The 13,351-nt window shown below is 53.2% G+C and carries 11 protein-coding genes; all 11 read left to right on the top strand.

The genetic code is table 11. From position 1 onward, the window contains the following. Positions 1-25: 25 nt before the first annotated feature. Positions 26-2,095, top strand: coding sequence for a GumC domain-containing protein (locus K239x_RS03510; RefSeq protein WP_145416275.1), 2,070 nt, complete (start codon positions 26-28; stop codon positions 2,093-2,095). Positions 2,096-2,128: 33 nt separating this feature from the next. After that, entirely contained in the window at positions 2,129-3,397 is a 1,269-nt protein-coding gene (locus tag K239x_RS03505; RefSeq protein WP_145416274.1) for a glycosyltransferase family 2 protein, read from the top strand. Continuing rightward, positions 3,388-4,665, top strand: a complete 1,278-nt coding sequence (locus tag K239x_RS03500) for a glycosyltransferase family 4 protein (RefSeq protein WP_419189628.1) — start codon at positions 3,388-3,390, stop codon at positions 4,663-4,665. Before K239x_RS03505 ends, K239x_RS03500 begins: the two co-directional genes overlap by 10 nt. 4 nt (positions 4,666-4,669) lie before the next feature. Next, positions 4,670-5,632, top strand: a complete 963-nt coding sequence (locus K239x_RS03495; protein ID WP_145416272.1) for a glycosyltransferase family 2 protein — start codon at positions 4,670-4,672, stop codon at positions 5,630-5,632. Next, positions 5,629-6,267: a serine O-acetyltransferase gene (locus K239x_RS03490; protein WP_145416271.1), complete on the top strand. Its 639-nt coding sequence runs from the start codon at positions 5,629-5,631 to the stop codon at positions 6,265-6,267. Before K239x_RS03495 ends, K239x_RS03490 begins: the two co-directional genes overlap by 4 nt. Then, entirely contained in the window at positions 6,264-7,268 is a 1,005-nt protein-coding gene (locus tag K239x_RS03485) for a glycosyltransferase family 2 protein (RefSeq protein ID WP_145416270.1), read from the top strand. Before K239x_RS03490 ends, K239x_RS03485 begins: the two co-directional genes overlap by 4 nt. Continuing rightward, the gene (locus K239x_RS03480; RefSeq protein WP_145416269.1) at positions 7,265-8,554 is read left to right on the top strand and encodes a glycosyltransferase family 4 protein; all 1,290 of its coding nucleotides are present in this window, start codon (positions 7,265-7,267) and stop codon (positions 8,552-8,554) included. Before K239x_RS03485 ends, K239x_RS03480 begins: the two co-directional genes overlap by 4 nt. A 426-nt stretch (positions 8,555-8,980) precedes the next feature. Beyond that, entirely contained in the window at positions 8,981-9,670 is a 690-nt protein-coding gene (locus tag K239x_RS03475) for a sugar transferase (RefSeq protein ID WP_145416268.1), read from the top strand. Between the two features lie 66 nt (positions 9,671-9,736). Beyond that, positions 9,737-10,915 (top strand): glycosyltransferase family 4 protein, encoded by a 1,179-nt coding sequence (locus K239x_RS03470; RefSeq protein ID WP_145416267.1) that lies wholly within the window; start codon positions 9,737-9,739, stop codon positions 10,913-10,915. Then, positions 10,902-12,419 carry an oligosaccharide flippase family protein gene (locus K239x_RS03465; RefSeq protein ID WP_419189627.1) on the top strand — a complete coding sequence of 506 codons (1,518 nt, stop codon included), beginning with the start codon at positions 10,902-10,904 and terminating at the stop codon, positions 12,417-12,419. The genes K239x_RS03470 and K239x_RS03465 overlap by 14 nt, the downstream gene beginning before the upstream one ends. Further along, complete coding sequence (locus K239x_RS03460; protein WP_419189626.1) at positions 12,416-13,339, top strand: sulfotransferase domain-containing protein; 924 nt, start codon at positions 12,416-12,418, stop codon at positions 13,337-13,339. Before K239x_RS03465 ends, K239x_RS03460 begins: the two co-directional genes overlap by 4 nt. The last annotated feature ends 12 nt before the right edge of the window (positions 13,340-13,351 follow it).

Here is a 13,351-nt window from a genome sequence, read left to right as displayed (position 1 = left end):
CCTTTACATGGCTAGGAAAATACCGATGACGAAAACCTTGGTAAGAACCTCACTGCCCATCAGTGACGACCCCGACCTGCAAATTTCATCCACACCACGAATGATCGCTGATGATTCGTCGGACAACGTCGTCACGAAACTCTTTGGCGTCACTTGGAAATATTTAGCTGTTGCGGGCATCGCCAGCGCGATCGCTGCAGTCTACTGGGCCAAGGAGCACAGCCAGAGCACTTACGAAGTCGAATCACGACTTGTGTTTAACCGCAGTTCGGTCGGTGCACCGCTCTACCAAAGTCCCGATGTGCATACGTTGGCGACGGAATTTAAATCACTTGAATGCATGGAAGCACTGCGCAGCGAATTGGGTCTAAAAGTCCCAGTCGATCTACTCCAACGGCGTCTGAAGACTTCCGTCGGACGCGGGAATGCTTCGATCAATCTGTCTCTGACTTGGGAAGACGTCGACGACGCCAAACGCCTGCTTGATCAAATCGTTGCGATTGGGAATCAGCGAGCGCGTTCAATCCGTGACGAAGGAATCAGCCAGTTTGTGACAAGTATTCGACAAACCATTGCATCACGCTACGACCCCGATCATCAGCAACTGGTTGACCAGTACAAGCAGTTGGCAGCGAAGTATGGCGTCGACGATATCGAATCTTCCCTTGATGCTCTCGACAGCGAAGTCAATACGCTTGAGGAAAGCATCCGGGACGAAGAAATCAACTTGCAGGCGCGATTGAGCTATCGCGAAAAACTTGACCAGCATGACGTGACTCTCGTTAGCCACACCATGCCTTCGACAACGCGGTCGACACCCGTCACGACCGCTAGTGGCGTTGTTCCAGCGAGTCCGACATCGATGTTGCGTCGCATGGATGAAATCAAGTTGGACATTGATCGCGAACGAAATCGGGCAGTGGCTGAGTCACGACTGCGTAGCAAGGAAGGCGAATTAGCACGTCTCCGGCGACTCGCTGACAGCCAATTGATTCCCCGCTCCCGCTACGAATCGATGTTGGGCGAAGTCGAACAGCTACAACTGGCCGTCCGCGGGAATTCGCCGATGCAGCAAATGGAAAGCGAACTCACCGACTTAACGTCACAAATTCAGTCGCTTGGGAATGATCCGGCCGGCGCAATCGAAACGTTTCGCGAACTTGAGCGCAAGCGAAGCGAAATTGATCAACAGATATCCGGTTCGCGTATTCGTATCGAGCAACTGGAAAAACTGCTGTCCGTCACGAAGCCAGAGTTAGAGAAGATTGAAACGGCGATTCCGGCAGCGAAGGAATTGGAGAAGCAACTCTTGGTCGCTTCGAAACGCATTGACGACCAGTCGTTTTTGGCAGAAAGCCTTGAGAACTTGAAGGGAACCGACGCGCATGTCTTCACCGTACTTGCGCAGGCCGAACCGGCCGTCAATGGCGAAACCAGCAACTATCGCAAGCAATTTGCCGGTTCATTCCTGATCGCATTCCTAGGCCTAACGTCTCCCGTCCTGATTTTTGGACTCAAGAACGTGCTGCCATCGCCCGGCGAATCGCTGGCCAAGAAACTGGGTGTCATCACGCTGGCCTCCCCGGCGTCCAACGATCTGACACCACCCAACGACGCGACGGAGCAAATGCATCCCGAAGCGATTCGGTTACTGGCCAATCGTCTGCGTCGCTTCACGGGATCCGATTCGATCATTCAAATCGTGGAACTAACTGGCCGACTGCCAACGCTTTGGTTGACGGTTCGCGTTGCAGACTGTTTGGCTCAAATGGGTGAAAAAATCACAGTCGTTGTTGCCGGATCGGAGCAAGCAACCGAAAGCCACACGCATTGCGGCCTGCTGCACACGATCGACATCGCGGACACACAAGCGGAGCAAATACTGGCCCGCGTTAAAGATTGCGTTCAAGACGATCGTCTGATTCTGGTCACAGGACTGGACAGCAAGCATTTTGCCGATGTCGAACTACTCAGTTCACATGTCGACGGAGTAATCCTGAGTGCTCCGGGTGGACAGTCGATCAATGAATCGTCGCAAACTGCCGCCGCTAGCTTGGCTCAATTCCAAGCACCCATTCTAGGCGTCGTCACATAGTCCAACGCAAGCTCACCCATGAAGGAATAATCGATGCTAACCATTGTTCAACTCTTACTATTGATGCTGGGCGCGACCCTGTTGTTGCCAGCGTTGATGTTGATGGGCGAGTGTTTGCTGGGCGCTATACCGCCCCGTCGCCGTTTAGCGGCAGACTCTCCAATAGGTTCGCAGACCGGGCGGCCCAGCGTTGATGTGCTGATACCAGCTCACAACGAAGCGACTGTGCTGGCCAGGACGATCAGATCGATCCAGACACAATTGTTGCCGAGTGATCGTTTGCTGGTGGTCGCTGACAACTGCACTGATTCGACGGCCTCGTTGGCTCGCTCTATGGGAACTGACGTCATCGAAAGAGAGGATGATGCAAAACGAGCGAAAGGCTATGCGATTGCAACAGGCTTGGACTTTTTGCAAGTTCAATCGCGCGACGTTCTGATCATGATCGACGCCGACTGCAAGGTCGCCCCTGGTTCGATCACGATTCTTGCCAAGCAAGCGATCGCACAGCAAGCACCCGTCCAAGCCTGCTACGAGATGCCGCTGCACAGGACCCCCGAAAGCAATAGCCCCGAAAACACGGACTCAAAAACCTCGGGTTCAGAAACCTGGAATGCAGTTTCAGCGTTTGCCGTGAAAGTCAAAAACCAAGTCCGCCCGCTTGGTCTAAGCCGACTTGGATTCGGCTGTGCTCTGACCGGTTCGGGCATGGCTTTCCCCTCTCAGTTGGCACGACACCCCAACTGGGCCAGTGACAACATTGTCGAAGACATGAAGACCAGTTACGACTTGATGATCGCCGGTCACACGCCCACATACTGTCCCCACGCAATCGTTACCGCCGATCTTCCGCGATTGCGTCAAGACGCGATGGAGCAACGCAAACGCTGGGAACATGGACACCTGCAAACGCTGGTAACACAGGTGCCTCGATTGATAACGCAATCAGTGATTCAATTCCGCCCAAGCTTGATGATCGCAGCGATTGACTTGCTGATTCCACCGCTTTCTTTGTTTGTGCAACTGTGGCTTGTAGCCTTGGCCACTACCGCGATTGCGACCGTCGTGTTGGCAATCGGATGGTGGCCACTAGGACTGATCGCTGCTGCAGGCACGGGTTTGTTCATTGCAATTTTCGTCGCTTGGTTAACACACGGCCGAACACTATTGTCGCCAGGAAATCTATGCACGATTCCGCTTTACGTGCTTAGCAAGTTCCCGATGTACGTGGCCGCCGTGTTTCATCGTCAGCAGGAATGGAAACGTACCGTTCGCGAATCGGAGAGCACCGCATGTACCTGATAGCGATCCATGTTCCGATCCATGTGGATCAGAGCAAATACTATCTTTCAACTGAATGGCTCAAGTCCGTGCGGTTACTGCGGGATTCCTTCGCAGGACGCTACGGACCGATCAACATCATCGCACCGTCACATCCATACGATCCCGACAACGCTTCGCAAACCTTGGAGGAGGTCGTGCCGTCGGAAGAGGACATCGAAGTGTTTCCGTCGTTCGATTCCCGCTGTCGGTCGCGCCACTACTGGTTGCAACATCGACGACGCTGGCAACAAGAGCTAAAGGACCTGGTTAGCGATGCAGACGTGGTCCATGCGGGTTTAGATGATGTTTATCGACCGATTTCCTACGAAGGTTTCTTGGAAGGCAGACGACAAAACAAAGCGACGGTGTTTGTGCAAGACACGGATATCGCTTTGCAAACACGGCAACTGAGCACGAATCGTCCCCCGATGCACCGTCTTCGCGCCGCAGGGTACGCAAACATCTTCGAACGATTGTGTCGCGACGCCGTCAGTACGGCCAGTTTGAGCATGTTGAAGGGGACGCGACTGATGAATCGCTACGGACCGTACCAGAAGAACGCTCAACTATTTCACGACACGTCCTATTCGATAGAAGACATTGTCGACGAAGATTTCATCCTGATGCGTTGCGAACGATTGCGACACCGTTTGCTTGACGGTGGCCCTTTGCGATTCATGTATTGTGGTCGACTAACGCCACGAAAGGGCTTGGTCGATTCAATTGAAATCATCGCAAAAGTCGTTGCGATGGGGGGCAATGTTCAGTTCGACATCATTGGTGATGGGGAACAACGCGACGAATTGCAAACGCGAATTGACGCCCTTCACTTGAACGACCGTGTCCGTTTGCTGGGCAACGTGGCCTACGGACCAGAATTGTTCGATCAAATTCGCCAGTACGACGCACTCTTGTTTACACCGCTGGCCGAGGACACACCACGAATGATTTTTGATGCGTACGCCGCTGGCTTGCCATTGATTGCATACGACATTGACTACGTGGTCGAACGCAAGACCGAAGAAGATGCCGCGTTGGTTCTGCCAAATGGCGATATCGACGGCAGCGCCGAAGCGATCCTTTCGTTGACACAACAACCACACAACATCACCACGTTATCGTTTGCCGCTCGCGATGCCGCCGAGTATCACGCGTCGGAAAATTGGTACTTCCGCCGCGCACAGTGGACGATCGAAGCGGTGGATCGCCATCGCTTGGCAAGTGGCGTTACTACGATTGGAGTTTGATGTCATGAAAGTTCAAATTGTCATTGTCAACTATCGCACACCCGAGCTTGTGCAAGATTGCCTACAGTCGCTGCTGGATCACAAAATCGTAGGGGGTGACGTACGCGTCTCGTTGGTCGACAACCATTCTCAAGACAAATCCGTTGAACTGCTAAGCGAAACCATCATCCAGAATAATTGGCAAGACTGGATCACTTGGATGCCACTGACGACCAACGAAGGTTACGCGCATGGAAACAACGCGGCCATTCGAACAGCCCTTGATCAGTCCGACACGCCGGATTTCATCTGGCTATTGAATCCAGACACCATCGTGCGAGCGGGCGCGTTGCGACACTTGGTCGTTTTTTTGGCCGCTCATCCAGAGGTCGGCATCGTTGGTAGTCGGCTGGAAGACCCCGACACGACTCCGCAACGATCTGCATTTCGATTCCCAACTTTCTGGAGTGAAATTAACGAAGGACTACGGATCAAATATGCCAGTCGAATCTTAAACCGATTCGTTGTTGCGCCTCCGGTGTCCGATACCGCTTGGCAATGCGATTGGGTAGCCGGTGCAAGCATGTTGGTCCGTCGCGAAGTCTTCGATTCGATCGGAGTGCTGGACGAAAATTACTTTATGTATTTCGAGGAAGTCGATTTTTGCCGTCGTGCGTCGATAGCGAATTGGGATTGCTGGATCGAACCGGCCAGTCGCGTGGTTCATTTGGTTGGTCAAGCATCGGGCGTGACGGGAAATTCTGCTCCGCGGAAACGTCGCCCAAAATATTGGTTCGATTCGCGGCGGAGATACTTTGTTAAAAACCACGGTCGACTTTACGCAACATTGGCCGACGTCTGCTGGACCGTCTGCTATGCGTCGTGGTGTGTGCGGTCGCGGCTACAGCGAAAACCACGCACCGATCCGCCGCGATTTCTGCTGGATTTTGTTCGCAACAGTGTTCTCTTTCGAGGCTTTGCGACATGAATGGTTTTTCGATTCGGCAGCTCGCGACTTTGTGGGCCGAGGACTACCGAACTCATCAAAGCGATTGGTTTCGCCCAGGCTTCCGCGCGCTGGCAACCTATCGATTTGGCGTTTGGCGGATGGGCGTTCGCCCCAAACTTGTACGTGGACTACTAAGTGTTTTGTACAAGCACTTTTATCGCCGCAGCGCCTACTACTACGGAATCGAAATTCCTTACACCGCCCGAATCGGACGCCGCGTCACGATCGAACATCAACATGGGATCGTCATTCACGGTGCCAGTATTGTCGGCGACGATTGCGTCCTGCGACACGGCGTGACGCTGGGCATTCGATCGGAGAATCATCCAACCGATGCACCCCATTTGGGCAATCGAGTCAGCGTGGGAGCGGGAGCCAAGATACTTGGCGCAGTCAGCATCGGCGATGATGCAAAAATCGGCGCCAATGCAGTCGTCGTGTGCGACGTGCCGGCTGGATGCACCGCCGCTGGCGTGCCTGCAAAAATCCTTACTCATAGAATCGACAGGGATTCGGATCCAGACAAACACCAATCGTTCCCCAACGCGAATGAGGGAACGATCGATCTATCCATCGATTCGCACACAGCGGTCATCCGCGAGGTGACGACATGAATTTTGCACTCAGCCAAGTCGGCGTCGTCGTGATTGGACGAAATGAAGGCGAACGTTTGCACCGATGCCTGCATTCACTTCGCAATTGCCAGACGACGGTTTATGTCGATTCCGATTCGACGGACAACAGTGTCGCGATTGCCCAACAACTGGGTGTCGAGGTCGTTCAATTGGACATGACCCTGCCCTTCTCTGCCGCCCGTGCAAGAAACGAGGGCGTGTCCCGATTGCGCCAACGTTTTCCCGATCTTCCATTTATTCAGTTCATCGATGGCGATTGCGAAGTCGCCGATGGTTGGCTGGAACAGGCTGCCGCAAAGTTGCAATCGAATTCACGTCTCGCGGTTGTTGCGGGACGACGTCGCGAACGCCACCCCGACCAATCCATCTACAATCGGCTTTGCGATATCGAATGGAACACACCGATCGGAAATGCCAAAGCATGCGGAGGCGATGCGATGATGCGGGCCTGTGCGCTTGATGAAGTTGGCGGTTTTAATTCAAGCGTGATCGCAGGCGAAGAACCAGAACTTTGCGTACGACTGCGTGCTGCTGGCTGGCACATCGAGCGATTGGATGCCGAAATGACACTCCATGACGCCGCGATGACGCGTTTTCAACAATGGTGGCGACGGATGGAACGATCCGGCCACGCATATGCACAAGGCGTGTCGATGCACGGTGCTGCACCGGAGCATCACTGGGTACGCCAACAGCGCAGCATCTTTTTCTGGGGCGCGTTGATTCCGCTAGTGGCAATCTTTTTTGCCTGGCCTACGCACGGAGCCAGCCTACTACTGCTGGCTGGTCACATCGCTTTAGTAGCCAAAGTGAATCGCTACTATCGATCACGAGGATTCAGTTCGGCGGACGCTCGGATTGCGGCCGTCTTTGATGTTCTGGCGAAATTTCCCCAAGTTTTGGGCGCCATAACATTCCACCTGAATCGTTTCTTTGCAAAAGAAACGGCTTTGATTGAATACAAAGGAGCTACCACATGAGCACTGTTCTAGATGATCGTCAAAACCTTGCTGACCGTCGCGTGGTTCGGCCCAAACCGGCGCAACGGCAAGGCAAGGTTGCCTATCTGGTCAATCAATATCCGTTTCCCAGCAGCACGTTCATTCGACGTGAAATTGAAGCATTGGAAAGTATGGGGGTCGAAGTCTTTCGTTATTCGATCCGTCAAACATCCGTCAAACTGTCTGACCCAAAAGACCTGCTGGAAGCATCACGAACAACCGTGGTGCTGAACTTGGGCACCGCTGGATTGGCGGTGGCAGCTACCCGAACCTTTTTCACGCGGCCGCTGAAGTTCTTGAAAGGATTGTTTCTGACGCTTCGAAGCGGTTGGCACTCCGATCGAGGAATGCTTTTCAATTTCATCTACCTATTTGAAGCATGCCAACTGCTTCGTTGGTTGGACGAGGATCAGATCGAACACCTGCATGCACACTACGGAACCAATTCGGCGACCGTCGCGATGCTGTGTCATGCGATGGGCGGCCCGCCGTTTAGTTTTACGCTGCATGGACCTCATGAATTCGACAAGCCCGAGTTCCTAAAACTGGGTGCCAAAGTCGCGCGCGCAAAATTCGCGGTCGCTATTAGCGAATATGGTCGCAGCCAGTTGTATCGCTGGACCGACTATCGTCATTGGGGAAAAATTCACGTCGTCCATTGCGGACTCGATCGCGAATTTTTGTCCGCTCCCTACACCCCTCCGTCACCGGACCGCCAACTTCTATTCATCGGTCGACTTGCCGAACAAAAAGGCACCCATGTGTTGGTGGAAGCGGCCAATCTCTTGAAAGGCGAGGGCTTTGATTTCGAAATCGTCATGGTGGGTGATGGACCCATGCGAGACGAATTAGCAGATCTGATCAGCCACTACGGATTGGACGACACGGTTGTATTGGCGGGTTGGAAAAAAGACGCGCAGGTCCGCGAGGCATTGACGAATTGCCGCGCACTAGTACTACCCAGTTTTGCCGAAGGGCTGCCGGTGGTGATCATGGAAGCGTTAGCGATGGGTCGCCCCGTGATCTCCACCAACATCGCCGGCGTCGCCGAACTTGTGCAGCCCAATGTGTGTGGATGGCTTGTTCCGGCCGGCGCGGTCGAACCTCTTGCACACCAGATGCGTGAAGTGCTGGAGATGCCAGCAGAGACGCTGGCAGAATACGGACAGCGCGGCGCTGAAATGGTTGCCGATCGCCACGATGCGCGGCACGAAGCAGAAAAGCTGGCTGATTTGATGCAGCTAAGAATTGTGGTTCGAGACTGAATCGCCAGCGATCAACAGATCGGCACTCAAGGGGTGAAAATCGAATCGCATGCGTTGCGATCGACGCTGCAGCAAACAGCTCGTTTCTAGGCATTTTTCTAGCAGTGCACCGCGTATGTCTCCTCAAAATGCGACGAGTTTTTACCAAACCGATCACTCCCCATCGACCGCTGCAGCACGACGAATCCTGAGCATGGCGGCCGAATCGTCTTGGGTCTGATTTTTACCCCAACAGGCAGTCCGTAGGGCAACGGTTCCCAACTCGTCGCTTTTTCATATTCGTTTGGCATCTCGCTTGCGTGGAAGTATTTCCGACGAAGCGACACGACGCGTTGACGAACCAAGACTTCTCTAGGTTTTTGATTTGATAGCCGCCGCACCGCATCGCCGTTTTCACGCACCATCTCTTGAGACGGGAATAGCAAGATGTCTTCGACTTTGCAAACTTCAGCACTTAGCCTCGACGCGAATCGTTCGTTTCCATTTGCCGATTTTCTTTCGGACCAAACTTCGATCTACCAGCGAGTCAAAGGGGTCTTGGACGTTACGTTGGCTCTGGCAGGGTTGATCGTTTTGTCACCCTTGTTGTTGCTGATCATGGTTGCCATCAAGCTGACAGACTTTGGCCCCGTGTTCTTTGTACAGACTCGCATTGGAGAAGGCGGAGTTCCGTTTTCCTGCTTGAAGTTTCGGTCGATGCGGGTTCACGCCGATCGCGAGAAAGAAAAACTGGCTGCAGAGAGTCATCACAGCGATTCGCGTTCGTTCAAAATTGCCCGCGATCCTCGCATCACACTGGTTGGTCGATTGATTCGCAAAAGCAGCCTGGACGAGATGCCCCAACTGTGGAATGTCGTGCGAGGCGAAATGAGTCTGGTAGGGCCACGACCATCGTGCCCGCAAGAAGTCGCCTACTACACCGAAGAAGATTGGCGACGATTGGCCGTCAAACCGGGACTGACATGTATTTGGCAAGTTTGCGGTCGTGGCGATGTGCCTTTCGACCAACAAGTCAAAATGGATGTGGAGTACGTCGAGAATCGCAACCTGGCACTCGATCTGAAGCTCATCTTTTTGACCATCCCCGCAGTGTTGTCTGCCAAGGGAGCGTATTGACGGACAAGAACTGCGTTCAAAACACACTTCGACGAGAAACCCCATTGAACCAATTGGTGTACCAGCATGCTCATGACGCGTGAACGGAATCAACCGGCAACCGCAAGCAACCGGTCCTTCGCCTCCAATGAAATTGAAGTTGGGGTCATTGATCCTCACTACAACTTGGAACGCGTTTCTTACGGACTGAGCGCACCGGGGTTCGTTTATCGCAAAGTACGACGCATTCCGATCCAAAAGATCGAACGGCGGGGAACGTTCTGGGCGTACACGCCGCTAATTTTGGACCGAACCGCATCGTTGATGCATACCTGGAACATGATCCCGCTCAATGCCACCCGGTATGTCATGTCGTGTGAGATGGAACTGCCACGCTATTTGGGACGGGTTCATTCGTGGCAAACACGATTTGCGCAGCGTTCCCTTGCCTCACCAGCCTGTCGCGCAGTGCTATCGCTTAGCGAAATCGCATGCGAACAAGCCAGAGAGAAGTACGAGGAACTGAATTTTCCATCGATTCGAGAAAAGATCGAAGTCTTTCGAGGAGCGATCAAACCATCGACATCCAGCGAGCCACGCCAGCCTCATCATGGCCCGCTGCGAGTTCTATTCGTTGGTCGCGACGCTGTTCGCAAGGGACTTATCCCAACTCTGGATGCAATCGACGGCCTTCGGCGTGACGGTATCGACATCCAATTGACCGTGGTCTCCAAATTGGATGTGGACGACAACTATGTGTTCGAACAATTCGCCCCCGATCTTGGCAAACTACATCAACGGCTCAGCAGTACACCGTGGATTCGACACGTCACTGAAACGCACAACAACGAAGTGCGTCAAATGATGCGTGATCACGACTTGTTGATTTTGCCCACTTTCGACGAATCACTTGGCTGGGTCATGATCGAAGCCGGTGCTGAAGCGTGCCCCAGTATTGCGACGAACGTCTACGCGATTCCGGAATTGATCGACGACGGCATCACGGGGTCGCTACTAAATTTGCCACTCAACCAAGACAGCCGATGGGTGGGATTGTTTATGCAAGGCAACCAGAAACGACTTGCAATCGAAGCGGCAAATAACAGTCTGCGCATTCAGATTGCCGATGCCCTTCAACAGGCAAACAACGATCGATACGAACTTGCCGCACGAGGCAATCGTGCGAGAGCGAAAATATCGGCACTCTACAACCACGATCGCGCCAGCGAACAACTCACACGAATCTACGAACATGCGATCTGCTAGCACCATCGCGGTTCCTCTGGAGAATCGCAGCGAATCAGTCAGCGGCGCTCGCTTTCGTGATGCGGCAACCTTGCCATCGATCAAGCATCACAATTCTGTTCTGAACGCCTCCGCATGGTCGATGATTGGCTACGGCGCCAGCCAGTTTTTGCGGCTGGGCAACAACATGATTCTGAGCTATTTGCTGGTGCCCGAAGCGTTTGGCACGATGGCAATCATCAATTTAGTCATCGTTGGTTTGGGCATGTTTTCCACGATCGGTGCGGGCCCGTGCATTATTCAAAACGCGAAGGGCGACGAGCCGTCGTTTCTAAATACCGCCTGGACTTTGCAACTCATTCGCGGCGTTGTGATCGCGATCTGCGCGGGATTATTGGCCTGGCCGGTCGCAAATTTTTATCGCGAGCCGGCGTTGCTACTGTTGATTCCTGTCGCCGCGTTGACATCCATCATCGATGCCGCCTGTTCCACTTCGATCTTTACGCTGCAAAGACATCTGAATCTGAAATCTCTCGCTGGCCTGGAAATCATCTCGCAAATCGCTGGCAGTATTTGCATGTGTTCCATCGCCTGGTTCTATCCATCCGTGTGGGCGCTCGTGGCCGGTGCGATCGCAATGACGTTGACTCGCACCACCATCAGCCACTTCCTGCTTCGCGACTACTCCAACCGAATCGAGTGGAACCAAGAACACGCAAGACAATTGTTTCGATTTGGCAAATGGATTTTCGTCAGCACACTGTTGGCGTTCGGAGCGATGCAAATTGATCGCATGATGATGGGGCGGCTTTTCGATATTCCCACACTCGGTCTGTACAGCTTCGCATTGGCAATCGCCACGATGCCACAGATGCTGGTTGAAAAATTGTGCATGAGCATTATGTACCCACTGCTTTCAAAATGCCAACGAGAATCGCCGTCGAAACTGGCAAGTGAACTGCAAGTCGCACGCGAAGTCATTTTGGTAATTGGCATGGCGCTGCTGATTAGTGTGTTTGCAACTTGCCGCATCTTCTTTGAAACTTTCTACCACACTGACTATCACTTGGCGGGCGAAATCTGCCAATGGCTATGCGCTGCGGCTTGGTTTGTGATGCTGTCCTTGACATTGTCTCGTGCGCTGGTCGCACTAGGAAACACACGTGCGTTGGCAAGCTTCAATCTGGCCAGACTGACCGGCAGTTTTGCGGCGTCCTTGTTGGGTCTTCGCATCGCTGGTTTCCCAGGATTCATCGCCGGCTTGGCGGTTGGATCTGCCTTGGGACACGTTGCCATTGTTGCCTCGCTAGCGCGCCACCGCATCGTGCTTTTGCGACAGGACGCAAGGCTAACGGCAATTCTTGCGGGGGCGATCATGTTGTCCGCTTTGTTTCAAAACAGCTCCCAAATCAGTTTGCCCTTTCAACTGGTCGCAAACGGCTTGTTGTGCGTCACCTTTTGGGCATGGGCAATCAACGAAGTGATTCAGTATCGTTCGCGTACGCCTGTGAGTATGTCATCATGAATATCACCAGCCCTTTTGCCCCGTGTCTTGTCAATGGACTGAGAATTCCACAAGTCTATTTGATCGGTGCCGCGAAAGCAGGAACGACTTACCTAGCGTCACTACTTTGGCAACATCCTCAGGTTCACGTCGCCAAACCCAAAGAACCAGAGTTCTTTTCGTTTGACGAACACTTCGCCAAGGGCATCGAATCGTACGCATCGATCTATTCCGGCGCTCCACCGGACCAGATGCTGATCGACGGATCAACTGGCTACACGCGATATCCCGAGCATCCACACACTGCTGAACGATTGGCTGCTCACTCGCCTGACGCAAAATTGATTTACCTGATGCGTCATCCCGTGGATCGTGCGTACTCTCATTTCGTCCATCGGTGGTCCAAAGAGCTTCATTGGAACGAGCCGTTCACGGTTCCGTTTGAAAAACATAATCAGACGGACACGATGTGCGTTAACAGCAGCGACTATCGTCTGCAACTGCAGCAGTATCTAAAGCATTACGATGAAGATTCAATTCTGTGTCTCTTTAGTCACGAATTAAAAACGAATCAAGAACAGGTGCTTGATCGCGTCTGTCGTTTTTTGGGTCTCGAATACCAAGCGTCGTTTTTCCCACCTCCCCAGGGTCGCGGAAACGAATCGCAGGCATTCTTAGAAAGTCGCGTCAGGACTGCCGTCACCGATCGGTTGAAATCGAATTCAATCGTGTCGACCGCCATCAAGTTTGTCCCGCGGGCGGCCCGAGAGCGAGGGTATCAGCTTCTTCGCCAGTCAACTTTCGCGGCTTCGGATGCGCAATCTTTTTCGCCACCACCAATGCAAGCTGGCACGCGCGAAATGCTGTTGGAAAGATTTCGCCCATCGAATCAATGGGTGGAAACGTTTGCGGGAGTTGACTTGAGCCGTTGGAACCAATGACGTAGGAAACGA

Origin of the sequence: Stieleria marina, from assembly GCA_007741555.1 — a bacterium.
Classification (GTDB): Bacteria; Planctomycetota; Planctomycetia; order Pirellulales; family Pirellulaceae; genus K23-9.
Note: the sequence above shows the minus strand (reverse complement) of the source record. Positions and strands in the feature narration are given on the sequence as shown.

Excerpts from the sequence above, each read along its gene's own strand:
- K239x_RS03510 (WP_145416275.1), top strand. The coding sequence starts at position 26 with ATGACGAAAACCTTGGTAAGAACCTCACTGCCCATCAGTGACGACCCC.
- K239x_RS03505 (WP_145416274.1), top strand. The coding sequence starts at position 2,129 with ATGCTAACCATTGTTCAACTCTTACTATTGATGCTGGGCGCGACCCTG.
- K239x_RS03500 (WP_419189628.1), top strand. The coding sequence starts at position 3,388 with ATGTACCTGATAGCGATCCATGTTCCGATCCATGTGGATCAGAGCAAA.
- K239x_RS03495 (WP_145416272.1), top strand. The coding sequence starts at position 4,670 with ATGAAAGTTCAAATTGTCATTGTCAACTATCGCACACCCGAGCTTGTG.
- K239x_RS03490 (WP_145416271.1), top strand. The coding sequence starts at position 5,629 with ATGAATGGTTTTTCGATTCGGCAGCTCGCGACTTTGTGGGCCGAGGAC.
- K239x_RS03485 (WP_145416270.1), top strand. The coding sequence starts at position 6,264 with ATGAATTTTGCACTCAGCCAAGTCGGCGTCGTCGTGATTGGACGAAAT.
- K239x_RS03480 (WP_145416269.1), top strand. The coding sequence starts at position 7,265 with ATGAGCACTGTTCTAGATGATCGTCAAAACCTTGCTGACCGTCGCGTG.
- K239x_RS03475 (WP_145416268.1), top strand. The coding sequence starts at position 8,981 with ATGTCTTCGACTTTGCAAACTTCAGCACTTAGCCTCGACGCGAATCGT.
- K239x_RS03470 (WP_145416267.1), top strand. The coding sequence starts at position 9,737 with ATGCTCATGACGCGTGAACGGAATCAACCGGCAACCGCAAGCAACCGG.
- K239x_RS03465 (WP_419189627.1), top strand. The coding sequence starts at position 10,902 with ATGCGATCTGCTAGCACCATCGCGGTTCCTCTGGAGAATCGCAGCGAA.
- K239x_RS03460 (WP_419189626.1), top strand. The coding sequence starts at position 12,416 with ATGAATATCACCAGCCCTTTTGCCCCGTGTCTTGTCAATGGACTGAGA.